Raw genomic sequence first — 23,588 nt, forward strand, 5'->3', positions numbered from 1 at the left:
AATGACCGCAATTGAAAGATACGCCGCGCCGCAGAGCCTCGACGAGGCGCTCGGCATCCTGCAGCAGGGCGAGGTGACCATCCTCGCAGGCGGCACCGACCTGATGCCGCAGACGAAAGCCGGCCGCATCGCGTTCAAGCCGACGCTGCTGAACATCGGCCGCGTCGCGGGACTGAAAGGGGTCAGCCTCGACGGCGCGTACCTGCGCATCGGGGCGCTCACCACGATCAGCGAGCTCCTCCGCGATCCGCTCGTCGTGCAGCACGCGCCGGTGCTCGCCGAGGCCTGCGATCAGTTCGCGAGCGACCAGATCCGCAACGCAGGCACGCTCGGGGGCAACATCAACAACGCTTCGCCCGCGGGCGACACGCTGGTGCCGCTGATCGTGCTCGACGCGGAGGTCGAGCTCGCGTCGAAGCCCAATGGCAGCGTCACCACGCGGCGCCTGCCGCTCGCCGAGTTCTTCACCGGCCCCGGCAGGACAAAGCGCGCCGCGAACGAGCTGCTCACCGCGGTGCGCATCCCACTGCCTCGGCCCGGCCACGTCGCGCGCTTCTACAAGTTCGGCACGCGCCCCGCGCTGGATATCTCGACGATCTCCATCGGCATCGCCGGCATCAAGCGCGACGGTGCGCTCACCGACATCCGCGTCGCCTTCGGCGCGGTTGCCCCGACGCCGGTCCGCGCGCCGCGCACCGAAGCCGCACTCGAAGGCCGTCCCCTCGACGCCGAGGCCATCGAAGCCGCCGCCGACGCCGCCCGCGACGAGGTGAACCCCATCGACGACGTGCGCGCCAGCGCGTGGTACCGCAAGGAACTGATCCACAACATGACCAGAAGGATGCTCGACCATGTTGCTCACGCATGACATCGAATTCACGCTGAACGGCGTCAAAAAAAGGCTCACCATCGACGTCACGATGAACGCGCTCGACTTGCTGCGAGACGTCGTCGGGCTGACCGGCACGAAATACGGCTGTGGCGAGGGCGAATGCGGCGCGTGCACGATTCGCGTCGACGGCGAGACGCGCAACTCCTGCCTGATGTTCGCCGTGGACTTCGACGGGCGCGACATCGTAACGATCGAGGGACTCGCCGCCGACCCCAAGGCCGATGCACTGCGCGAGTCCTTCGTCGAGCACGGCGCGGTCCAATGCGGCTTCTGCACGCCGGGCATGGTCATGCAGGCCTCCCACATCCTCGAGACGCATCCGGACGCCGATGCCGAGACGATCAAGCGCGGCCTCGAAGGGAACCTGTGCCGCTGCACCGGCTACAAGAAGATCGTCGACGCGGTCGAGTCCGCGTGCTGCGGCGCGAAGTGAGGGGCCCACGATGAACGTCGCAGAAAAACCCGTCATCACGGCCGAATCGCTGATCGGCCAGCGCATCCAGAAGAAGGACGCGCCCGAGAAGGCCGCCGGCAAGACGCGCTACATCCAGGACATGATCGTGCCGGGCATGCTGCACGCGAAGATCCTGCGTTCGGCCCGCGTGCACGCACGAATCAAGAGCATCGACACTTCCGCGGCGAAGGCCCTGCCCGGCGTGCATGTCGTCCTCACCGCGGCGGACGTGCCCGACCAGCAGCCGATCGGCGTCGCGCGCGACCACCTGCCGCTGAAGGGCGAGCGTGTCCGCAGCCTGCGCGACGAGATCGCCGCGGTGGCCGCCGACAGCGACGAGATCGCCGAAGCCGCGCTAAAGCTGATCCGCGTCGAATACGAGGACTTGCCGGTCATCGCGACGCCCGAGGACGCGATCAAGCCGGGCGCGCCGCTGATCCACCCCGCCCCGCTCGACGCCCACGGCCGCCCGAAGTCGCTGCCGCCCAAAACGCCGATCGCGTTCGCCGGCAAGCCCGACAACATCGCGATGCGCTTCGACTACACGCACGGCGACATCGCGCAGGCCGAGGCCGAGTCCGACGTCGTCGTCGAGGACAGCTTCCAGCTGCACTACGTGACGCACTGCTGCATGGGCGTGTCGGGTGTCATCGCCGAGTTCGACGCGTCGGGCAACCTGCTGATGTACTCCAACACGCAGGTGCCCTTCCTGCACAAGCGCGAGTTCGCCGAATACCTGAACATCGATCCGAGCCGCGTGCGCATCATCCAGCCGCCCATCGGCGGCGGCTTCGGCTCGAAGCTCGACATCTATCCGTTCGAGGTCATCTGCATCTTCCTCGCGCGCGCCGCGAAGCGCCCCGTGAAGATGGTTTTTACGCGCGAAGAAGAGTTTCTGGCCTCGCCGACGCGCCAGCCGGTGCTGCTGACGCTGCGTTCGGGCTGCAAGAAGGACGGCACGCTGACCTTCCGCCAGGTGCACACGCTGCACGACAACGGCGCCTACACGTCGTGGGGCGCGACGACGCCGTTCGTCATGATGCAGACCTTCTCGTCGCTGTACCGGGTGCCGGCCTGCGACTACCACACGACCGTCGTGTACACGAACAACCCCTACGCCGGCTCCTTCCGCGGCTACGGCAACCTGCAGGCGACCTTCGCGATCGAGCAGCACATGGACATGCTGGCCGAGAAGATCGGCATGGATGCGCTCGACTTCCGGCTGAAGAACGCGCAGGACGCGGGCGAAGTAACCGGCCAGGGCATGACGTTCAAGAGCTGCGGCTTCAAGGAATGCCTGACTACGGCGGCCGAGCGCAGCGATTACCGGAAGAAGCACGCCGACAATATCGCGAACCGCAACGCGCGCGGCCCGGTCAAGCGCGGCATCGGCATCGCGTCGATGCTGCACGTCGGCGGCGGCGCGAAAATCTATCCGTCGGACGGCTGCGGCACGATCCTGAAGCTCGACGATTTTGCGAACATCACCCTCATCACCGGCGCGTCCGAGATCGGCCAGGGCTCGGAAACGGTCCTGTCGCAGCTGGTCTGCGAGGAGCTGGGGCTGCCGATCTCGGCGGTCACCGTGGTCAATAACGACACCGCGATCACGCCGTGGGACGTCGGCGTGCATGCGAGCCGCACGACCTTCATCGCCGGCAACTCCGCAATCGGCGCGGCGCGCAAGGCGAAGGCGAAGATCCTGGCGGCGGCAGCGAAGAAGCACGGCTGCGACGAAGGTGCGCTCGACCTGCGCGGCGGTTTCGTCGTCGTCGCCGAGACCGGCGAGCCCGTGGTCGAGCTGGCGCGCCTGATGCGGAACCTGCACTTCTCCGACAAGGCCGAGCTCGTCATGACGACCTTCTACTACGAGCCGCCGAGCGTGCATCAGGACAAGGCCTTCAAGGGCGACGTGTCGGCCGCCTACGCGTGGGCCGCCCAGGTCGTCGAGGTCGAGGTCGATACCGACACCGGCATCGTGAAGATGACGAAAGTCACCGGCACGCACGACGTCGGCCGCGTGCTCAACCGCCTCGGCCTCGAAGGGCAGATCGAAGGCGGCGTCGTCATGGGCCAGGGCTACGCGCTGACCGAGAACCTGATCGTCGAGAACGGCGTCACGCGCAACCCGAACTTCCGCGACTACAAGCTCGTGACCGCGCCCGAGATCCCGGAGATGGACATCACCTTCGTCGAGTCGATGGACGGCGAAGGGCCGCAGGGCGCCAAGGGCGTCGGCGAGGCGCCGGCGATCTGCATCGCCGCGGCCGCCGCGAACGCGATCTACAACGCGACCGGCGTGAGGATGTTCGCCCTGCCCTTCACGCCGGAAGCGGTGTACCGGGCCTTACGCGGCGCGGCGCCGAAACCCCACTGGCCCGCGTGGAAACCGGAATGAAGCCGCGCACCGTACTCTCGATGGAGCAGGCGCTGTCGATGCCCTACGCGACGCTGCGCTTCGCGCAGCTCGGCTGGCGCGTGATCCGCCTCGAATCGACGCCATCGGGGGATGGCCTGCCCGGCGATCCCAACCGCTACATCGGCGGCAAGGTCGCCGACGACGACCGGCGCACCTACTTCATTGCGCCCAACGTCGGCAAGGAGGCGATCGCGCTCAACCTCAAGGAGCCCGACGGCCAGGCGCTGCTCAGGCGTCTGCTGGTCGAGCTCGACGTCGACGTGTTCTGCTGCAACACCGTGCCGCGCCGCTACAAACAGCTCGGCATCGACTACGACACGCTCGCCGCGGCGAAGCCGGACCTGATCTGGGCGGGGATTTCGGCGATGGGCCCGGACTACCCGGATGCCCCCGGCTACGATCCGGTGATCCAGGCGATGGCCGGCTACATGGAACTCACCGGTGCGGCCGACGGGCCGCCGACGCTCGCCGGCGTGCCGATCATCGACCTCAAGGCGGGCGACGAGGTCTATGCAAATGTGATGATGGCGCTGCTCGAGCGCGCCGAGAGCGGCAAGGGCACGCGCATCGACGTCTCCATGCTGCAGGCCGCCGCGTCGTGGCTCATCACGACGCTGCCGCTGCTCGATTTCGACTGCCAGCCGTCGGAGATCACGCGCTGCGGCAACGAGCACCGCAAGTTCATCCCGACGAACGTCTATCCGACGGCCGACGGATTCATCTACATGGCGATCGGCAGCGACGTGCAGTGGAAGCGCCTGTGCGAGATCGCGAAGTTCGCATCGATCGGCAACGCCGCGCGCACGACCAACGAAGGTCGCAATCGAGAGCGCGACACAATCCACCGTGACGTCGCGGCCGTCACGCAGCGTTATCCGACCGCCGAGATCGTCGCCGACTTCCGCGATGCGACGATCCCGCACGCGCCGATCCACGACATCCCGGCCGTGCGCGAGATGGAAGCCATCCGACGGCGATTGACGACCACGCGCATGCCCGGCGGCATGCTCGTGCATATGCAGCCGATGGCGGTCGACGTCGCCGCTACCCATGGCGGAGAGCTGCCGTTCGCGCCGCGCTACGGCCAGCACACCGATGCGGTGCTGCGCGAGGCCGGATGCAGCGAGGACGAAATCGCGCTGCTTCATGCGCGAGGAATCGTCGCCGGCTGAGCCCGGGCACCGCATCGTCATGCGGCGCCCCACGGGGAGGGGCGCCGCTCCCGACTCACGAACCCCGGAAACCATCGACGGCGAGAGGAGCGCGCGGACCCGATCCGCACGCGCGACAAGAGGTCCTTGTGGTGCACACCGTAGGAGACATCAGAACATGAAGATGCTTGGCATTCGATTGGCGCTGTCCGGACTCGTTCTGGCGGCGTCGTTGTCGGCGCACGCGCAGGTGAAGATCGGCGTCGTGTCCTCGGCGACCGGGCCGACCGCGCTGGTCGGCATTCCGCAAAAGAACACGGTGGCGCTGCTGCCGGCGAAGATCGGCGATCTCAGCGTCGAGTACATCGCGCTCGACGACGCGAGCGATCCCACCGCGTCGGTCACCGCCGTAAAGAAACTGATCTCGGAGCAGAACGTCGATGCGATCATCGGGCCCTCGGGCTCGCCCAACGCGATGGGCGTGATCCAGTTCATCGCCGACGCGGGCGTGCCGCTGCTCGCGCCGGTGGGCACCGCCGCCGTCGTGACCCCGATGGACGACAAGAAGAAGTGGGTGTTCAAGACCACCCAGAACGACGACATCATCGCGACGGCGCTGGTCGAGCACATGGTCAGGAAGGGCGTGAAGACGGTCGGCTTCATCGGCGTCGGCGACCCCTACGGCGAGAACTGGTACAAGGTGTTCTCGGCGCTCGCGGACAAGAACGGCATGAAGATCGTCGCCAACGAGCGCTTCCAGCGCCAGGATGCGTCGGTCACCGGCCAGAGCCTGAAGATCCTCGGCGCCGCGCCGGACGCGGTGCTCGTCGCCGCCGCCGGCGGCCCCGCCGTGCTGCCGCAGACCACGCTCGTCGAGCAGGGCTACAAGGGACAGATCTACCAGACGCACGGCGCCGCGCTGCCCGACTTCCTCAAGCTCGGCGGCAAGAAGGTCGAGGGCACGGTCCTCGCCGCGAGCCTGATGCTGGTGCTGCCCGAGATCGCCGACAACCACCCCTCGAAGAAGATCGCCGCCGACTACATCGCCGCCTACGAGAAGGCGCACGGCACGAAACCGGCGACCTTCGGCGCGAACGTCTTCGATGCCGGCCTGCTGCTGCAGCAGGCGATCCCGGCCGCGGCGAAGGTGGCCAAACCCGGCACAAAGGAGTTCCGCGCGGCGCTGCGCGACAGCCTCGAGCAGACCCGCGAGCTCGTCGGCACCCAGGGCATCTACAACATGAGCGCCACCGACCACAGCGGCTTCGACGAGCGTGGCCGCGTCCTCATCGCCGTCAGGGACGGCGGCTGGACGCTCGCAAAGTAAGCGGCCGACCCGGCCTCCCCCGCGAAGCCGCCCTACAAACGGGCCCGCGCCACGGAAGGACCGTGCGCGGGCCCGTCGTCGTCCAGCCCGTATAAACCTCCCGCTCCCGCAAGCGAACGCGTGCGCAGCAAGGATCATCCGTAGCGGAAGAAACTTTCGCCGCGACCGTCGCGTCCTTTGACGCCGGACAGAAACTCCGACCCGTATCGCCCCTAGACTGAAGCGGTTCAAACAATTTCACGGCCAACTAAATGTTCGCGACCGCGTCCCGATTGTTTCCGGCAGCGCTATGGGTGAGCGCGTTCCGCCCCTTCTTCCTGCTCGGCACGCTGTATGCGCCGCTCCTCATCGGCGCCTGGCTGGGGGCGGGGTTCGGATGGTGGAGCGGGCCGGTCGGCGACATGCCGGGCGCGCTGTGGCACGGCCACGAAATGATCTTTGGCTTCTCGTCCGCGATCATCCTCGGTATCGTGCTCACCGCGTTGCCCAGCTGGGCCGGCACCGAGGAAATCCACGGCGCCCGTCTCGCGCTCCTCGTCGCCGCCTGGCTCGCGGGCCGGCTCGCGTTCTGGGCGCTGCCGCTGTTGCCGGCCACCGTTGCGGCGGTGACCGACTGCCTGCTCTTTCCGCTGGTGTTCGCCACCGTCGCACCGCAATTGCTGCAGGTGAAGAACCGGTTGTACCTGCTGCTGCTGCCGGTTCTCGCGGCCTTCTTCGCGGCCAACCTCGCCTTTCATCTGGGCATCGGCGCGGGCAACCCCGCTTTCGCCACGATCGCCCTGCACGGCGGGGTCTATACGATCCTCACCCTGTACGTGCTCAAGGGGGGCGTGCTGACACCCGTCTTCACGGGAAACGCCCTGCGGGAGAAGGGGCGCGGGGAACAGGCACCGTTCCGGATATGGCTCGACGTCACCGCGGTGGGCCTCGTAGTCGCCCTCGCCGCGCTCGACCTCGCCGGCGCCCCGGCCCGCTGGGTCGGTCTCACCGCCCTCGCCTGCACGCTCGTCCATGCCTGGCGCGTCGGACGCTGGCAAGGCTGGCGCGTGGCCGACGTCCCCCTCCTCCTCGTCATGCATCTCGGCTTCGCCTGGCTGATCCTCGCCTTCGCACTCAAGGCGCTCGCAGGCCTAACCGGCCTCGTTTCGCACACGATGTGGCTGCACGCCTTCACGGTCGGAAGCCTCGGCATGATGATGCTCGGCCTGATGACCCGCGTGACCCTTCGCCACACCGGCCGTCCCCTGAAGCTGCCGGCCGCGATGCGCTTAGCCTGCGCCCTCGTGTTCACCGCGGCGATCGCGCGGCTCGCGCTGTCGATGCCCGACCTGCGCCCGGCCGCGATCACCGTCGCCGCGGTGCTTTGGGCGGCAGCTTTCGCGATCTACGTGTCCAGGTTCGGCCCGCTGCTCGCCGTGCCGAGCCTCCCGCGCAAAGCCGGTGTTCTTAACAAATAACGGCGAAAACTCGCAATCGGATTGAGTTGGGCGGAGCTGTGGTCCTTCTTATCTGCGCCAAACGATCGCGTTAGCCGCCAGCGAGTGCGATCGTCAGGGCTTCGAAGGGAATCATCACGCACCCATGCCGGCTACGATAGCCATGCACCGCCGCGAACAGAGCGATCTCGTCGGCCCCTTCGGGCATACCGGACACCTCCCCGGCGGCCAGCATCGCCGCCATGCGCGCGCGCAACCGTTCGACCTCGCCCGGCGTGCGGCCGAGAGCATGCAGGCCGAGCAGCGACGCCGATGCCCGACACAGGAGGCAACCCTTGACCTCGTGCGCGATCGCCGCGATGCGGCCGTCGACGAGTTCGACATCGATCCGCACGCGATCGCCGCACATGGGGCTGTCGCGAAGCGCCGAACCCGTCGGGGCGGTCAGGCGGCCGGCGCCGTGGGCGGCGTCGGCAAGTTCGCGGATGCCTTTGTTGTAGAGGACTTCGATCATCGGACTGGAGTCGCCATGCTTACGGTCGCGGCGTGGGCGGGAACTCGTGCAGAGTGGCCGGCCCCGTCGTTGTCGGGGTTCGCATCGTCGCCCTCGTCCGGTGCGCTGCGAATCAGGCCGCCGACGCCCATGCGCATGATGTCTTCGCGCGTCGGGGGGATGCCGGCCATCAGGCGCGGCAGCACGAGGTCGAGGCCGTTGCTCTTTCGGGAGCGGCCACAGCCGGGCAGGATCACGACCGGCACGGCGCCGATGCGTCCGAGCACGAGCATGTTGCCGGGCTCGACGGGCATGCCGAAATGCTCGATCGTGCCGCCGACCGCCGTCACGGCGGCGGGGGCGATGTCCTTGCGGTCCTTGGCGACGGTGGCGCCGCACACCATCACGAGTTCGCAACCGGCCGCGAGCGCCTGGTGCAGCATGGATTCGAGGGCGTCGCGGCGTGGGGCCGCGCAGCGCGAGCGCGAGCCGGCCGCCGAGGGCCTCGACCCGCTCGCGCGTGACCTTCGCGGTCGCCCCGAAAATCGAGTCTTTCATGCCGGGCAGTTCGGTCTGGATCAGCGCCGCGCGGCAGGGCTTCAATTCGGCGACGGCGATCGGCGGGGCGCCGGCGGCGATCGCGCGGCACCCATCGAGCAGGCGCCGCGGCACGGCGAACGGGATGATCTTCACGGTGGCGACGACCTGGCCGGGACGGACGACCGCATGCGGCGGCAGCGTCCCGATGGCGATGGCCTCGTCGAGCAGGTTCATCCGGTGGATGCCTTCGGCGTCGATGCGCAGCACGCCGGCTGCCAACGCGTGGAGGTTCCCGCGGCCGGCGCGCGGAGGGCGTGTCTCCATGTTCGCGCCGACGAGGAGCGCGGCCAGTTCGGCTGCGGCGACGTCCTCGGCGACGTCGTCCGGCCCCAGCCGGGCGCCGGCGACGGTCGAGAAACCCTCGTCGTCGAGCAGATCGAGGTCGCGCGCCGACAGCACGCGGCCCTTCTTCAGCGTCCGTCCGCCGAGCTTCAGCGTGTGGGCGAGCATCACGCCTTCGGCGGCGGTCAGGGGAAATTCGTCGAAGATCATCGGACACTCCTCCGGGCGCGTCGCGGCCCATTCAGGCGCGACGCTTCAGGCAGCAAGGCGGCTTCGGCGCTCAACAGCGCGGCTTCGCCGAGCAGGGTTCGAGCCGGTACGGGTCGAGCCGGAGTCGGGGCCAGCAGTCCCGCAACAGGTCGATCGCTCATCATTTCGTCCTCGTGATGAAGCCCATTTCCGGCGACGTCGATCATCGGCCGTGCCTCGCCTGGATCACCTCGGCGAGGATCGCGACCGCGATCTCGGCGGGCGCGCGGCCGCCCAGATCGAGGCCGACGGGCGCGCGGATGCGCGGAATCGCGTCGGCCAGTCCTGCCTCGGTGAGCCGTGCGACGCGCTTCGCGTGCGTGCGCGTGCTGCCGAGCGAGCCGATGTAGAAGGCGGGGCTCGTGAGCGCGATCGTCAGCGCCGGATCGTCGAGCTTGGGGTCGTGCGTCAGCGTGATGACAGCAGTCTGAGCGTCTAGCTTCAGGCGTTCGAGAGCCTCGTCCGGCCACTCCGTCGACACCTCGACGTTCGGCAGCCGTTCAGCCGTCGCGAACGCACGGCGCGGGTCGACGACCACGACGTCGAATCCGGCAATGGCCGCCATCGGCGCGAGCGCCTGGGTGATGTGCACCGCACCGACGATGATCATGCGCGGCGCGCCGACGTGGCAGCGCACGAAGAGCGCGGCCTCATTCGCCCCCTCATTTGCCCCCTCCCCCACGGCGAGCGCACCGCTGCGGTTCGCGGCGAGCCGCGCGCGCGTCTCGGCGAGCTGGGCGTCATCGAGGGGGAGCGCGCCTGCGACGGCGTCGTCGAAGACTAGCGCGTGCGCGCCGTCGCCGAGCCGGGTTACGACCACGACCGGGCGTTTTTCGCGCCGCGCGGCCAGGAGCGGAGCGAACAAATCGTCATCGACGCGCTCGACGAGCACCTGCACGCGACCGCCGCACGCCAGCCCCACTTCCCACGCCTGCTCGTCGCTGACGCCGAATTCCAGTAGCCGCGCCTTGCCGTCGGCGATCGAATCCTGCGCCTCGCCGATCACGGCGCCCTCGATGCAGCCGCCCGAGACCGAACCGACGAAGGCGCCGCCCTGCTCGACCGCGAGGTGGCTCCCATCGGGGCGCGGGGACGATCCCCAAGTGCGCACGACGGTCGCGAGCGCGACGCCGCGGCCCTCGGCGCGCCAGCGCTCGAGCTGGGCGAAGAGCTGGTCGTCCGTCGCCGGCGCGGACGGGGTGGGCGCCGGCGCGGCGCTGCGGGTTTTGAGGCGTCGAGCGACGCCCGCTACCTGCGCATGAGAATCGATGCGGTCCGCCAGCGCCGCCACGCCCTCGCCGCGCGTCGCCACCGTGGTCAGGACGGGCACCTCCCAGCCTTCGCCGCGCGCGCCGCCGCGCGCTTCGAGGTCGCGCACGGTGGCCGCGGCGACCGGCGAATCGGCCTTGTTCACGACGAGAATATCGGCGATCTCGAGCACGCCGGCCTTGATCGCCTGCACCTCGTCGCCGAGGCCTGGCGCGCATACGACAATGCGCGTGTCGGCCAGGCGTGCGACTTCGACTTCCGACTGGCCGACGCCGACGGTCTCGACGATGACGACGTCGAAGCCGGCTGCGTCGAAAAGGTCCACCGCCCGAGCGCTTGTCCGGGACAGCCCGCCGAGCTGGCCGCGCGACGACAGCGAGCGGATGAAGACGCGCTCGTCACTGCCGTGCGTGCCCATGCGTACCCGGTCGCCAAGCAAGGCGCCGCCGCTGACCGGACTCGAAGGATCGACGGCGACGACGGCGACACGCTTGCCACGTAGCACCAGTTCGCCGAGCAAGACGTTGATCAGGGTCGACTTGCCGACGCCTGGCGCCCCGGTGATGCCAACCACGTGCGCGCGGCCCATTCGGCCGGCGAGCGACGCGAGCAAGGCGTCGGCGCCGGGCAGATCATTCTCGATCGCAGTCAATGCGCGGGCGAGCGCCGGGCGCGAACCGGCCGCGATCTCGTCGGGGAGCGGGCTTGGCGGATGCATTGGACGCCTTCAATCAGTGGGAGATCCCATTATCTTGCGCAGTTGGGTGTTCGGGGAAGTTTCCGTGTATCAGATTCATTCCTGGGCAGCCTGCCGAGTCAATGGCGCGGAAACACCAGCCCGAAATCCTCGACGAAGTCCGCGAGGCCGGCGGCCTCCAGTCCGTCGAGCGACCTGAGCATGTAGGGATGGAGCCTGCCGCGTCGCACGAGCTGCGGCACCTCCGCGAGGCCCTGCTCCAACACCGCGGCCAGCGCATCCTGATCGGCGACGAGCAGCATCGCGACGTCGGCATCGAAATCTCCGCAGAAATCGCGCAGCGCGACGCTCGCTCCGTCCGGTGTTCCCCGCCACACGAGGACCCGGCCGCGGCGCGCGGAAAACGCGTCCTTCGTCAGCACGCCGACGGAGGCGTCCGCCGCGGCGAGCCCCTCGCGATCGAGCATCGCCTTCCATGCCGCGCAATCGAGCGCCGTTCCGGCCGTTTCCATCGCCTGCCCCTACGCCGGCAACATCGCGGTCACTTCGATCTCGACCTTCGCGCCGTGCTCGACGAAGCCGGCGACCTGCAAGGCCGTCATCGCCGGGAAATGCTTGCCGATCAGCTCGCGATAGACCGCGCCGATCTCGGGGAGCCGCGCGTTGTATTCCGCCGCGTCGCCGAGATACCAGTTCATGCGCACGATGTTCGACGGGCGCGCATCGGCCTGCGCGAGGATCGCGACGATGTTGGTCAGCGCCTGGCGGACCTGGCCGACGAGGTCGTCGGTCTGGAACTTCTCGTTCTCGTCCCAGCCGACCTGGCCCGCGACGAACACCATGCGGCCGCTCGTGGCGACGCCGTTCGAATAGCCTTTCGGGCGAACCCAGCCGGGCGGTTGCAGGAATTGCATCGGTAGTTCTCCTCGTGGGTAGGAAGGGACGACCGCCGTCTCGGGCGGCCGCCTTTTCCGTGAAACGCTCAGATCCGCACGCCCAGCCGGTAGCCCTCGTGGATCGACGCGTCGAGCCCGCGCGGTATGACCGCGTCGCCGGCGCCGTGCAGCTCGTCCACCATCCACTGGAACTCGTGGAAGAGGTCGTGGTTCGCCTTGCGCGGCCCGGACACGAGCACCGTGTCGGCCTCGACGAAAGTCTCCTCGCCCTTCGCGTTGCGGATCATCGCGCCCTCGTTGGTGACGCCGGCGAGCATCGACGACGTCAGCGTGCGGATCTCGAGCTCCTCGATCCACGCCGAGTGGCGCCACTTGAAGGACGGCATGACATCGCCGGCGATGCGCTTGTCCTCTTCGACGATGACCACCTCGTGGCCCTGCTTGCACAGCGACTCGGCGAGCGTGAGGCCGATCTTGCCCGCCCCGACCATGACGATGCGCTTGCCCGGCTTCGCCTTGCCGGTCGCGACATCGAGCGCATCGACCAACTTGTCGTGGCCCGGGATGTGACGGTACGCGTTCATGTCGGTGCGCGAGCCGGCGGCGACGATGCACACGTCGAACTGGTGCAGGATGCTGCGCATGAACTTGGCGTTGGCCTCGGTGTTGAAGCGCACGTCGATCTCCATCTTGCGCGCCATCGTCTCGTAGTACTTGATCACCGAGATCAGGTCGTCGGGCCGCGCGAGGTCGTTCGACGCGTAGCCGACGAGGCTGCCGCCGATACGGTCGCCCTTCTCGAACACGGTGACGTCGTGGCCGCGGCGCTTCGCGGTGATCGCGGCCTCCATGCCGGCGGGTCCGGCGCCGATGATCATGATCTTCTTCTTCACCGCGGCGGGCGTGACGTGGTACTCGGGCTCGACCTCGTGGCCGAGCGTGGGGTTCATCGCGCAGGTGTAGGGCAGGTCGCGGAAGAGCCGCGACAGGCAGTTCAGCGAGCCGATGCAGCGGCGCACCTCGTCGAGCCGGTCCTCGGCCGCCTTGTGCAGCAGCTCGGGGTCGGCGAGCATCGGGCGGCACACCTCCCAGTAGTCGAAGACGCCGTCGGCGATGCACTGGTTCGCCATGACGGGGTCGGGCAGGCGGTTGCCGAAGGTGATCAACGTGTTCGGGAAGAGCTTCTTCGCCTTCGCCGAGAGGTAGTTCCAGTGGCCGGGGGCGACGTCACGGCCGATCGACGATTCGGGCGCTTCCTGCCAGCCGACCGTCACGGAAATCATGTCGACGCCGCAGTCGACCGCCTGCTGCATCAGCTCGAAGCACTCGTCCTCGCTGTTGCCACCCCAGCGGTCCATCAGCTCGGCGCCGTTCAGGCGCACGACGAGCGGATGCTCCGGCGTGGCCTGCTTGATCGAGTCGATGAGTTCGCGCATGAAGCGGCCGCGGTTCTCGATCGAGCCGCCGTATTCGTCGGTGCGCTGGTTGGTGAAGCGCGAGTTGAAGTTCGCGAGCAGGTAGCCCATGAAGCTCGTCACTTCGGTGCCGTCGAAACCGGCGCGGATCGCGCGCTTGGCAGCGTCGGCGTGCTGCATGACGATCGCGCGGATCTGCTCCTTCGTCAGCTCGCGCGGCGGACGGAAGTGCGGCAGCGTCTGCGGCACCACCGACGGCTGGATGCAGTAGCCCAGGTCGATGCCGCCGTAGCGGCCGGCGTGCAGGATCTGCTGGATCGCGACGGCGCCGTTGTCGTGGATGTACTGCGCGATGGTCTCGAACTGCGGCAGGAACTTGTCGTCGAAGATCGCGACCTGGCGGAAGTAGGCCTTGCCCTCGCCGAGGGGATCCGGATAGGCGCCCTGGTTCGTGATGATGCCCGCGCCGGTGCCGGCGATGACTCGGGTGCGGGCGAGCTCCCGCGGCGTGATGTAGCCGTCGCGCGTGTTGTAGTTCGAGACGCAGCAGGCCCCGTACTTGACCATGTTCTTGGTCTCGTATTTGCCGATCTTGCCGGGTTTGAACAGGTGGGGGAGCTTGAGCTCGCCGGGTCGGGTCATTGTTGTCTCCTCGTCAATTCCGTGTGGCTGGAAGGTATTGGTGGATCGTCGTTCAGCCGTCGGCCCGTTTCAGGCCGGGACGGCGTTACGCGGCGCCTGCACGGGCGGCAGCGTCGCGATGAATTCGCGCAGGCTTTCGCCCCGCAATTCGCGGATGCACCCGAGCACGTCGCCAAGCGACGAGGCGCACACGCAGGAACAGGCAGCGGGAAAGGTGAAGCCGCTTCTTCCCGGGGTTTCCCCCTTCGCGGCGCCTTCCTCTTCCTGGAGTTCCTGAACCAATGCCATCACGTTTCCCAGTGCTGTCATGTTGTTCTCCTCGAACGAATCGGCCCGGATCCCCGGAACCGTTGTACGTGGAGTCAATGTATCGGGCCCCTCGCGGCGAATCCCCCCCCACCCGGTATGGGTCGAACGAGCCGAAGTGGGGAGTTGCGAAAAGCCTCGAAATGGCGCGCACGAACGCATTCCTCCCGCCTGTGCGGGTAACTCGTATTGCAGATTCAGGCCGTCACGTCCGCCGCAAGGAGCCCGCCGCGGGGCGGCGGCGGAAGGGCGGGGTCGGCTCAGGCCACGGCCCGCTCCCGCGTGCGCGACGGCGATTCGCCGAACCTCGCCTTGTAGGCGGTTCCGAAGTGGCCGAGATGGTGGAATCCCCAGCGCGTCGCGATGCAGGTCACGGTCTTGTCGGCCGAGCTCGGGTCGCGCAGTTCGTCATGCACGCGCTGCATCCGCACCGATTTCAGGTAGGCCATCGGGGTCGTGTTGCGGAACTCGCGAAAACCGGCGAACAGCGCGCTGGTGCTGACGTTGGCGTGTGCTGCCAGATCGCCGACGGTCAGTTCCCGGTCGGCATGGGCGTCGATGTATTCCTCTACGCGGCGCACGTGGCGTGGCGCGATCGACTGCGGCGGGCTCACGAGTTCGTCGCGATAGTTGTTCGGCTGGATCATCAGCAGCGTGGTGACGAGCAGATGCTCGATCTGCGCCGCGACGAGCGAGGACGCGAGCATCGGCGATTGATGCTCCAGTTCCGACACGAGGTAGGACACCAGCGCCTGCCAGCTCACGCCGCCCTGGCTGGACATCGTGAGGCCGAGACTGAATTCGAGCGGCTTGCGCAGGGGGTGGCCGAGGTGTTGCGCGCAGATGTTCTCGAGGAGCGTGCGATCGATCTTGACCATGATCTGGTCGCACTCGTCGTAGATCGTCTCCCACAGCGGCAGCGTGGGCGTGACGACCGATGCGAGGTCCGGCGTCGAGTGGATCGTTAGCCCGCCGCAGCGTACGTCGGCATGTCCCGACAAGGGCATCATCACGAGCAGGAAATCGTTCAGGCAGCCCGCGTCGATCGCCACCGTCGCACCGTAGCCGAGGCGGTTGATCGACACGCCGCGAATCGGCGCGTGCTGCATTCGCGTGTTGACGCGACTATCGCCGCCGGCGAACTTCAGGTCGTGCGGACAGAACACCCCCGCCACGCGGTTGCGGGCCTCGTCGAGGTCCCGCGTATTGAAAAGCGTGAAACGGGAGAGCACATCGCGCCCTCCCAGCGACGTCATCAACGCCTGGGTCATGTTGCTCCTCCTCCTCCGGTGTGTATTCCGTGCCTTGTTATTGCTGCGAGGCATCGGAATCGTGCGAACGCGTGCGGTCTGCGCCGTCGTACACGTCCTGTTCAGCGTCTATCGTCGAACCTCCTGTTGCTTCAGGTGAGGTGCCGCACCGACCAGGACCTCGGCGCGAGCTAGGGGAGTCGGTCAATGTATACAGTATTCTTGTATATCCTTCTGCATAGTAGGGCCTTCCACGGGGACCGTTACTGATCCAGGTCAACTGCCATCAAATCAGATTGATGTCCAACTACTTTTCGGCCCTCGCCCGGACGCATCGCGGCCAGTTCACGCAGCACCTGCGCCTGCTCGGCGACGTGCCGCTCGATGTGGGCAATCTGCGCGGCGTCGAGGTGCCGGAACTTGCCGAGCAGCTTCAGGTAGTCGATGACCGGCAGCGGGTCGTCGATGTCGCGCGAGAGCCTGAGCCCGTGCTCGCGGCGGTACTCCCACAGCACCGCGAAGTTCGTCTCCACGGCCTTGCGCGCGACGTCGATGTTGCTCGCCGACGGAAAGCGCCAGCCGGACGTGCAGGGGGAATACAGGTGCAGGTACGCGAAGCCGCGTTCTGACGCGTCGAGTGCCGCCTCGAGCTTTGCGTAGAAGTCCTCCATGAACGCGGTGGAGGCCGTAGCAACGTATTCGCAGCCGTGCCACATCATCAGCAGCGGGAGGTTCTTGGCGTCCTGGGCCTTGCCGCGGGCGCTCCCGCCGATGGGCGTCGTCGCCGTCCACGCGCCGTAAGTGGTGCTGCCCGAGCGCTGCGCGCCGGTGTTCATGTAGCCCTCGTTGTCCACGCAGACGAAGAGGATCTGTTCACCGCGCTCGGCCGCGCCCGACAGCGACTGGAAGCCGACGTCGCCCGCGCCGCCGTCGCCCGCCAGCGCGAGCGCGGTCACGTTGCGCCCCTTGCGCTTGTGCTGGCGGCGGATGCCGGTGAGCATCGACGCGGTGTTGGTGAGCAGCGGATGGAAGACCGGGACCTTGCAGCCGAGCATGCCGTTGTAGCCGACCGAGCCCATGCCCGGTATGCAGCCGGGCGGGGTCGCGAGGACGGTGTTCGGCCCGACGCGGCGCAGCGTGTGGCGCATGATGAGCTCGGTGTTGCAACCCTGGCAGCCGCCCAGGCCCGGCACGAACAGGTCCTCGAGCTCGCCCCAGCGGTTGAAGAGCTTCGCAGCCGTGACGTAGCGCAGCGCGCCGCGCGTGCAGGCCGCCACGCATTGCGGGGCGCCCGCGTGCTGGTCGCTGCACTGGTCGCATTTGACGATATGGCCTTCGTCCGGGCTGAACGCGATGCCGCCGAAGGTGCAGCCTGCGGTGCAGATCAGGCAGTTCACGCAGCGTTCGGCATCCCACGCGACGATGCCGTCATCGCCCTTCGCGAGCGCCGCCGCCGGACAGACCGACGCGCAGCGCGGGTCGCCGCACTGGCGGCACTGGGCGACGCCCCAGTGCCCCGCCTCCTCGTCGCGCACGATGCGGATCCGCGATTGCGCGGGGTTTCCGTCGGTCGATTTCGCGCTCGCGCAGGCGCTCATGCAGTCGCCGCAGCCGTCGCAGCGCGCGGCGTCGAAGGCGATGGTAGGGGTCGCGCTCATTGATTCATCTCCACAGTCCGGACATCAACGCACGCGCGGTGTCTTGCGGGTTTTCGAGCAGCGCATCGCGCCGCGTGCCGATTTCGACGCGGCGCAGGATCAGCTCCCACATGATCCCCGGGTCGAACAGCACGTCGACGCCGAAGATGCCCTGCAGCCGTCCGTCGCGCAGCACGAGCTTCAGGTAGCCCTCGGCGCCCTCCCCGTCGCGCACGAGCACCGCCCACTCCGGCCCGGCCTGCTCGGGGGCGTCGCGTCCGACCGACAGCGCGCGCCGGCCGAAGAAGCCGTAGGTGTTGAGCGATACGCCCCCGGGGTAGGGACGCAGGGCCGGATCGCCCGCCATGCTCATGCCGGCGGTGCGACCCTGCTCGACGGCGTCCGGCAGGATGCCGCCCGCGGGCGTGCCGTCGCCGAAGAAGCTGGGGGTCTGCACGACGTCGCCCGCCGCCCAGACGTTGGACGCGGCGGTGCGCATGAACGCGTCGACGACGATGCCGCGCTCGACCGCAACTGCGGAACCCGCGAGATACGAGACTTCCGGCCGCACCCCTGCGGCGACGAGCAGCAGATCGGCTTCACGCGCCTCGCCGCCGTCGAGCAGCACCACGCAGCCCTCGCCGCGCCGCGCCAGCTGTTCGACACGGCGGCCGGTCAGCACCTCGACGCCCTTGTCGCGGAACACCGCCTCGATGCGCGCCGCGGCCGCGCGGTCGAAGTAGCCGGGCAGCACCTGGCCGCGCATCTCGACGATCGTCACGCGGGCGCCCGCACGCACCAGATTCTCGGCCGCGTGCATGCCGACCAGCCCCGCGCCGAGGACGACCGCCCGGCCCGCCGAACGGCCCGCCTCACTTGCAACATCTCGCAGCGCGAGCGCGTCGGCTAGCGTGCGCAGCACGTGAAAGCGTACGTCCGACAAACCTTCGATCGGCGGGAGCGCCGGCGCGGCTCCGGTCGCGAGCAGCAGTTTGCCGTAGCCGATCTCGCGACCGTCGGCCAGACGCAGCCTTGAGCGGGCGGCGTCGAGCGCGGCGGCGGTCGCCTGCTGCCGGTAGTCGACGCGCTGCGCGTCGAACCAGTTGCGCTCGCGCAGCGCGATGCGGTCCTCGGCGCACTTGCCTGACACCACGTAGGGCAGCACCGTCGGCGACACCGGCAGGCGCGCCTCGCGCTCGAGCACCGCGATGCTGCCATCCGCATCGTGCGCGCGGATCGCCCGCAGCGCCTCGAGACCGGCGTGGCTCGCACCGAGCACGACGTAGTCGAACTGTTCCATTCATCGATCCTCGGCGTTGAGCCACACGGGGGTGCGCGGACAGGGGCCATCGAAGAGCTTCGCGGTTTCGGCAATCGCGCGCTCGAAATGCGTCTGGGTCAGATCCGCCCCGGCGAGGCCGCCGATCAGCGACAGGCACGGGATGCGGTGGCGGCAGTACTGCAGCGCGGCCAGCGTCTCCTGATGCACCGGGCCGCTGTTCCAGCCGTAGGACACGGCGCGGTCCACGACGCCGACCGCATGCACCTTGTCGAGCGCCGCGACCATCGCGTCGACCGGGAACGGCCGCAGCGTCTTGATGCGGATGAGGCCGACGCGCTCCCCGCGGTCGCGCGCGGCATCGACCGCATCCTTGGCCGCGCCCGCCATGCTGCCGATGGTGACGAGCGCATGGTCGGCGTCGTCGAGCCGGTATTCCTCGACCAGCGGCGCGTAGCGGCGACCGAAGCGCCGCGCCCATTCATCGTGCACTTCGACGATCACGCGCAAGGCGTTCTGCATGCCTTCGCAATGCCCGCGCCGGTAGCCGACGAAGAGCGCGGGCCCCGGCCCCGTGGCGCCGCCGGTGAGCGGATCGACGCCCATCGGCCGGTCGGGGTCGAGCGCCGCATGCCAATTCACGTCCGGCGTGCCGAGGAAGTCGTCGACCTCGCCCTGGTCCGGCAGCTCGATGCGGACGATGCCGTTCGAAAGGTAGTTGCCGTCGTGATTGACGTTGACGGGTAGCATCACCGAGCGGTCCTCGGCGATGCGGTAAGCCATGACGACGGTGTCGAGCACCTCCTGCACCGTCTCGCAGAAGAGCTGCACCCAGCCGACCTCGCGCACCGTCATCGCGTCCTGCTGGCCGCCCCACACGCACTGCGGCGTGATGCCGTCGCGGTTGACGATGGACATGACGATCGGCAGGCGCAGGTTGGGCGTGCGGAAGTAGGGCTCGAACATGAACGCCAGGCCCTGACCACAGCTCGCGGTGTAGGTACGCCCGCCAGCCAGCGCCGCGCCGTGCAGCACCGACAGCACGCTGTGCTCGCCCTCCGCCTCGACGAGCTCGGCATCTAGGACGCCGTCGGCGACGAACTGCGCGACGTACTCGGCGAGCGAGGACTGCGGCGTGATCGGGTACACCGCGACCATGTCCGGCCGCGACAGCACGACGCCCCACGCCGCCGCCTCGTTGCCGTCGCAGACGAGGACCTTCGGTTCCTTCTTCACGACGGCGGCATCGCAGGCGCGAGCGTTCCGGCCACTCGCGTCGGCGACCAGCGCAGTCATTTCGGCGACCTCGTTCATGTCATTTCCTCGTTCATTCCTCTTCGGGCACCATCGCGATCGCGCGCTGCGGGCATTCGCGCGCGCAGATGCCGCAGCCCTTGCAGGTGGCGAGGTTCATGTCGAACCAGCCGGCGCGCTCGACGACGCACTGCACGGGGCAGTACAGCCAGCACACCGCGCATTTCACGCACTTGCGGCGGTCGACGACCGGCCGCATCGAGCGCCAGTCGCCCGGCAGCATGCGGTTGTACTCGGTCGCGATCGGGCACAAGGTCCTGGGGATCGCGCTCGCGTCGAAGAGCGGCTGCGCCTGTTTCTTCATGCCGCCTCCCGCCGGGGAGTGGGATAGACGACGGTGCGCGCATAACCCAGCGCCAGCGCACGCCGGTTCTGCACCAGGCCACCGTCGCGGAAGCTCGTCTCTTCCAGCGCGCTCGCCAGCGCTTCGATCGACACCAGGCCGGTCGCGCGCGCGAACGCGGCGAGCATCACGGTATTGGTGATCGGGCGCCCGAAAACCTCGCGGGCGATGCCCACCGCGTCGCACACGGCAACCGTCGCGACCGACTCCGGCACCGCGATGTCCTGCGGCGCGAGGCTGCTCGCCTGCACCAGCGTGCCGCCGGCGCGCAGCCCGGCAAAGATGTCGACGACGCGCGGCAGGGACGAGTCGATGCAGACGACGCAGTCCGGCGCGTAGATGTTCGTCATCGCCCGCATCGGCGTGTCGGACGCGCGCAGGTAGGCCGCAACGGGCGCGCCCCGGCGCTCGAAGCCGAACTGCGGCACCGCGACGACGTGCTTGCCCTCCGCGACCAGCGCTTTCGCGAGTATTCCGGCGGCGAGCACCGTGCCTTGGCCGCCGCGTCCGTGCAATCGCACCTCGAACATGCGGCCTCCGTCACGCCGGGACGAGCGCGAGCACGCGCAGGGGGCTGCCGGAGCCGCCGACGAGCTTCAGCGGCGACGCGACGACGACGGCCCCGGTCGGCGGCAGGCGGTCGAGGTTCGCGAGGCTCGCGAGCCCGAACTTGCCGTTGCCCTGCATGATGTGATGCGTCCAGAACGGCGGATCGAAGCTGTGCGCCTGGCCCGCGTCGGTGCCCACCGTCTCGACGCCGACACCCAGCACGTCACGTTCGAGCGCAAGGAGTTCGGTCGCGCCGCGGTCGAAGCCCGGCGAATGCGGCCCGTCCTCGCGGCAGTTCAGGAATTCGGCGACGCCGACCCGCTTCGACCAGTCGCTACGCAGCAGCACCCACGACTTCGGCGGGATGCGCCCGTGCTTCGCCTCCCACGCGAGCACCCCGTCGCGCGTCAGCAGGTAGTCCGGATTCGTCGCGGCCTCGCGGCTGATGTCGATGACGCACGCGGGGCCGACGAAGCGCTCCGCCGGGATCGTGTCGAGCGTGTTGTCGGGCTGGTCCTTGCCGCTGACCCAGTGCACCGGCGCGTCGAAGTGCGTGCCGGTGTGCTCGCCCATGCGGATCGTGCGCCAGTACCACGCAGGCCCCTTGTCGTCGTACTGCGAGATCGTCTCGAAGCTCACGCCCGGCGAGTTCGCGAACGGCGGGGGCAGCGCCAGCACCGGGGTGTCGGGGCCGAGCGGCTGCGTCAGGTCGACGACCCCGATCGAGCCGCGGGCGAGCTCCGCGGCGAGCTGCGTCAGGATGTGGCCGTTGGATGTCATGTTTTCTCCTCAGTCGTCGATCGTGAAAGGGACCACGGGGGCGCGCGCCGCTGGAGCGGCCTCGCGCGCCGGAACGCAGTCCCGGATGCGTTGCGGATGCGTATAGACGGTCGCCGAGTCGCCGCGCACGAAACCGCACAGCGTGATGCCGACGCGTTCGGCGAGCGCGATCGCGAGCGAGGTCGGCGCGGACACCGCGGCAACGAGCTCGAAGCCGGCGCGCGCGGCCTTCGCGACCATCTCGTAGCTCAGGCGCGACGACAGCACGACGCCGCAGCCGGCGAGCGGCAGCTCGCGCAGCAGGCATTCGCCGACCACCTTGTCCAGCGCGTTGTGACGGCCGAGATCCTCGGCAACGGCGACGATGCCGGCCTGAGCCGAGAACACGGCGGCCGCGTGCGCCCCGCCGGTCGTGCGGAAGAGGCGTTGCCGGCGCTGCATGGCCGCCATCAGCGCGGCGAGCTCCGACGCCGCGAGGCGCAGCCGCGTTGTGACCGGGGCGAAGTCGTCGAAGCCATCCTCGATCGCGTCGCGTCCGCCGCATACGCCGCAGGAGCTGGCAACGATCACATCGCGCCGCTTCACCGTGACGCGCTCGGGCGCCTGGAGGCGCATCCGCACCACGTTGCGCCGATCGGGACAGACCGCCATCGTCGCGATATCGGCGAGGCTGTCGATGATTCCTTCCGAATAGGCGAAGCCTGCCGCGAGCGCGAGCCGCTCGGGCACCCTCTCGGACACCACCTCGTCGCCCAGCACGCCCTCGCCGGTGACGAAGCCGGCCGCCCCGTCTCTCTCGTCACCGTCGGCCGGCGTCCACATCAGCGTGTAGCGTCCGACGCCTTCGACGTCGATCGTCAGCGCGTCCTCTTCGATGATGCAGCAGGTCGCTTCGCCCTGCGCGCCCCCGGCGGACAGGCGCAGCGCAGGCACCGCTCGGCTGCCGCTCGCCGGCCACGGGCGGTCCATGCTGGTATGCATCGGGCGTCTCCGTCGCGACCGATCAGTGCCGAAACCGGTACGCGAGGCTCAGCGCGGGGTCGTAGCCCCCCGCCTTGAACATGAGCACGCGAAACGCGTAATAGCCGGTGAGTTCAAGGCCGGCGACCGCGAGCATCCACGCGAAGTCCGGCGGCGCGGCCAGCATCATCAGCGCGGAGACGACAAAGCCCGCGCCGATCACGAGCGGCACGAACCAGCGCGCGAAGCCGCCCTGCAGCAGCAGCGCGACCGATTGCCGCCCTGCTTCGGAGGCGTGGCGCGCGCCGTGCAGCAGGCTCAGCACCGTGACCAGCCCGTAGAGCATCAGCGCGATCGCGAGGACCTGAAGCAGCCGCACGGAGTCGGGACGGTTCGCGAGGAAGGGCTCGTCGGCGCCCAGCACCAGGGTCAGCAGCACGCCGTTCAACAGCGCGTAGGTCAGGCTCGCGAGCGGCATCAGCCCGCCGCTCCACAGCGTTATCGCCGATGAATGCGACATCGCGAAGCCCTGGTAGATCATGATGACGAAGCACGCCGCGAGCGCGACCGCGGCCACGAGCTGCGACACCCCGGCCGGCAGCAGGCCGGCACGCAGGTCGATGAGGTGCAGCGCGCCGGCAACCACGAACAGCACGATCGCCGCGAGTCCGCGACTCACCCACGAGGTGCGCACCTTCGTCAGCGCCCGCCAGCCGCGCAAGGGCTGCCCGAGGTGCAGGATGTGTCCGCCGGCCTTGCCGAACAGGACCATCACGAGGCCGGCGAACATGCCGAGCGCAAAATCGAAGAACTGCGCGACGAAATACAGTCCGGCGCCGGCCTCGCCGAAGAAGAACGCGGTGGCCATCTGCACGCCCCACGCCTTCTGCAGGCCGACGCCGACGCGGAAGCTGCCGTCCGCAATCCGGTTGCTCGCGATCATGTGCT

23 protein-coding genes are annotated in these 23,588 nt (G+C 68.7%); 7 read left to right on the forward strand and 16 right to left on the reverse strand.

The features are described from left to right. The first annotated feature begins 1 nt into the window (after nucleotide 1). From AzCIB_RS08825 to AzCIB_RS08850, 6 genes are all read left to right on the forward strand, one after another. A complete protein-coding gene (locus tag AzCIB_RS08825) occupies nucleotides 2-868 on the forward strand; it encodes an FAD binding domain-containing protein (protein ID WP_050415551.1) in 867 nt (288 codons plus the stop codon). After that, nucleotides 852-1,325 carry a (2Fe-2S)-binding protein gene (locus AzCIB_RS08830; RefSeq protein WP_050415552.1) on the forward strand — a complete coding sequence of 158 codons (474 nt, stop codon included), beginning with the start codon at nucleotides 852-854 and terminating at the stop codon, nucleotides 1,323-1,325. The genes AzCIB_RS08825 and AzCIB_RS08830 overlap by 17 nt, the downstream gene beginning before the upstream one ends. A 10-nt stretch (nucleotides 1,326-1,335) precedes the next feature. Next, entirely contained in the window at nucleotides 1,336-3,744 is a 2,409-nt protein-coding gene (locus AzCIB_RS08835; protein ID WP_050415553.1) for a xanthine dehydrogenase family protein molybdopterin-binding subunit, read from the forward strand. Continuing rightward, on the forward strand, nucleotides 3,741-4,937 hold the full coding sequence (gene iaaL / locus AzCIB_RS08840) for a phenylsuccinyl-CoA transferase (protein ID WP_050415554.1): 1,197 nt from the start codon (nucleotides 3,741-3,743) through the stop codon (nucleotides 4,935-4,937). Before AzCIB_RS08835 ends, iaaL begins: the two co-directional genes overlap by 4 nt. 157 nt (nucleotides 4,938-5,094) lie before the next feature. Beyond that, entirely contained in the window at nucleotides 5,095-6,243 is a 1,149-nt protein-coding gene (locus tag AzCIB_RS08845) for an ABC transporter substrate-binding protein (protein WP_198149648.1), read from the forward strand. A gap of 251 nt (nucleotides 6,244-6,494) precedes the next feature. Beyond that, entirely contained in the window at nucleotides 6,495-7,700 is a 1,206-nt protein-coding gene (locus AzCIB_RS08850) for an NnrS family protein (protein WP_050415555.1), read from the forward strand. Nucleotides 7,701-7,770: 70 nt separating this feature from the next. On the opposite strand, the gene AzCIB_RS08855 is transcribed toward AzCIB_RS08850, so the two are convergent. After that, a complete protein-coding gene (locus AzCIB_RS08855) occupies nucleotides 7,771-8,193 on the reverse strand; it encodes an iron-sulfur cluster assembly scaffold protein (RefSeq protein ID WP_050415556.1) in 423 nt (140 codons plus the stop codon). Further along, a complete protein-coding gene (locus AzCIB_RS08860) occupies nucleotides 8,190-8,615 on the reverse strand; it encodes a molybdopterin-binding domain-containing protein (protein ID WP_050415557.1) in 426 nt (141 codons plus the stop codon). Before AzCIB_RS08860 ends, AzCIB_RS08855 begins: the two co-directional genes overlap by 4 nt. Here AzCIB_RS08860 and AzCIB_RS08865 point away from each other — a divergent pair. Beyond that, entirely contained in the window at nucleotides 8,614-9,441 is an 828-nt protein-coding gene (locus AzCIB_RS08865; protein ID WP_050415558.1) for a hypothetical protein, read from the forward strand. The two genes, AzCIB_RS08860 and AzCIB_RS08865, sit on opposite strands and share 2 nt — an antisense overlap. A gap of 25 nt (nucleotides 9,442-9,466) precedes the next feature. On the opposite strand, the gene meaB is transcribed toward AzCIB_RS08865, so the two are convergent. The 14 genes from meaB to AzCIB_RS08935 form a co-directional block, all read right to left on the reverse strand. Beyond that, nucleotides 9,467-11,290, reverse strand: a complete 1,824-nt coding sequence (gene meaB / locus AzCIB_RS24430; protein ID WP_198149649.1) for a methylmalonyl Co-A mutase-associated GTPase MeaB — start codon at nucleotides 11,288-11,290, stop codon at nucleotides 9,467-9,469. A 98-nt stretch (nucleotides 11,291-11,388) separates the two neighbouring features. After that, the gene (locus AzCIB_RS08875) at nucleotides 11,389-11,781 is read right to left on the reverse strand and encodes a hypothetical protein (protein ID WP_050415559.1); all 393 of its coding nucleotides are present in this window, start codon (nucleotides 11,779-11,781) and stop codon (nucleotides 11,389-11,391) included. A gap of 9 nt (nucleotides 11,782-11,790) precedes the next feature. Next, nucleotides 11,791-12,183 carry a RidA family protein gene (locus AzCIB_RS08880; RefSeq protein WP_050415560.1) on the reverse strand — a complete coding sequence of 131 codons (393 nt, stop codon included), beginning with the start codon at nucleotides 12,181-12,183 and terminating at the stop codon, nucleotides 11,791-11,793. A gap of 68 nt (nucleotides 12,184-12,251) precedes the next feature. After that, nucleotides 12,252-14,222 (reverse strand): NAD(P)/FAD-dependent oxidoreductase, encoded by a 1,971-nt coding sequence (locus AzCIB_RS08885; RefSeq protein ID WP_050415561.1) that lies wholly within the window; start codon nucleotides 14,220-14,222, stop codon nucleotides 12,252-12,254. 69 nt (nucleotides 14,223-14,291) lie between these two features. Beyond that, entirely contained in the window at nucleotides 14,292-14,531 is a 240-nt protein-coding gene (locus tag AzCIB_RS08890) for a hypothetical protein (protein ID WP_050415562.1), read from the reverse strand. 257 nt (nucleotides 14,532-14,788) lie between these two features. After that, nucleotides 14,789-15,799 (reverse strand): AraC family transcriptional regulator, encoded by a 1,011-nt coding sequence (locus AzCIB_RS08895; RefSeq protein WP_050415563.1) that lies wholly within the window; start codon nucleotides 15,797-15,799, stop codon nucleotides 14,789-14,791. Nucleotides 15,800-16,041: 242 nt separating this feature from the next. Further along, nucleotides 16,042-17,436, reverse strand: coding sequence for an NADH-dependent phenylglyoxylate dehydrogenase subunit beta (gene padI, locus AzCIB_RS08900; protein WP_050415564.1), 1,395 nt, complete (start codon nucleotides 17,434-17,436; stop codon nucleotides 16,042-16,044). A 4-nt stretch (nucleotides 17,437-17,440) separates the two neighbouring features. Then, the gene (gene padH / locus AzCIB_RS08905) at nucleotides 17,441-18,715 is read right to left on the reverse strand and encodes an NADH-dependent phenylglyoxylate dehydrogenase subunit epsilon (protein WP_050415565.1); all 1,275 of its coding nucleotides are present in this window, start codon (nucleotides 18,713-18,715) and stop codon (nucleotides 17,441-17,443) included. Continuing rightward, nucleotides 18,716-20,008 carry an NADH-dependent phenylglyoxylate dehydrogenase subunit alpha gene (gene padG, locus AzCIB_RS08910; RefSeq protein WP_232299399.1) on the reverse strand — a complete coding sequence of 431 codons (1,293 nt, stop codon included), beginning with the start codon at nucleotides 20,006-20,008 and terminating at the stop codon, nucleotides 18,716-18,718. Between the two features lie 13 nt (nucleotides 20,009-20,021). Then, nucleotides 20,022-20,312 carry an NADH-dependent phenylglyoxylate dehydrogenase subunit delta gene (gene padF, locus AzCIB_RS08915; protein ID WP_050415566.1) on the reverse strand — a complete coding sequence of 97 codons (291 nt, stop codon included), beginning with the start codon at nucleotides 20,310-20,312 and terminating at the stop codon, nucleotides 20,022-20,024. Further along, nucleotides 20,309-20,881, reverse strand: coding sequence for an NADH-dependent phenylglyoxylate dehydrogenase subunit gamma (gene padE / locus AzCIB_RS08920; protein ID WP_050415567.1), 573 nt, complete (start codon nucleotides 20,879-20,881; stop codon nucleotides 20,309-20,311). The genes padF and padE overlap by 4 nt, the downstream gene beginning before the upstream one ends. Nucleotides 20,882-20,891: 10 nt before the next feature. Further along, on the reverse strand, nucleotides 20,892-21,680 hold the full coding sequence (locus tag AzCIB_RS08925) for a cyclase family protein (protein ID WP_050415568.1): 789 nt from the start codon (nucleotides 21,678-21,680) through the stop codon (nucleotides 20,892-20,894). Nucleotides 21,681-21,689: 9 nt separating this feature from the next. Beyond that, nucleotides 21,690-22,661 carry a formate dehydrogenase accessory sulfurtransferase FdhD gene (gene fdhD / locus AzCIB_RS08930; protein ID WP_050415569.1) on the reverse strand — a complete coding sequence of 324 codons (972 nt, stop codon included), beginning with the start codon at nucleotides 22,659-22,661 and terminating at the stop codon, nucleotides 21,690-21,692. A gap of 22 nt (nucleotides 22,662-22,683) precedes the next feature. Further along, nucleotides 22,684-23,583, reverse strand: coding sequence for a DmsC/YnfH family molybdoenzyme membrane anchor subunit (locus AzCIB_RS08935; protein ID WP_050415570.1), 900 nt, complete (start codon nucleotides 23,581-23,583; stop codon nucleotides 22,684-22,686). Nucleotides 23,584-23,588: the final 5 nt, after the last annotated feature.

Source organism: Azoarcus sp. CIB (genome assembly GCF_001190925.1).
Classification (GTDB): domain Bacteria; phylum Pseudomonadota; class Gammaproteobacteria; order Burkholderiales; family Rhodocyclaceae; genus Aromatoleum.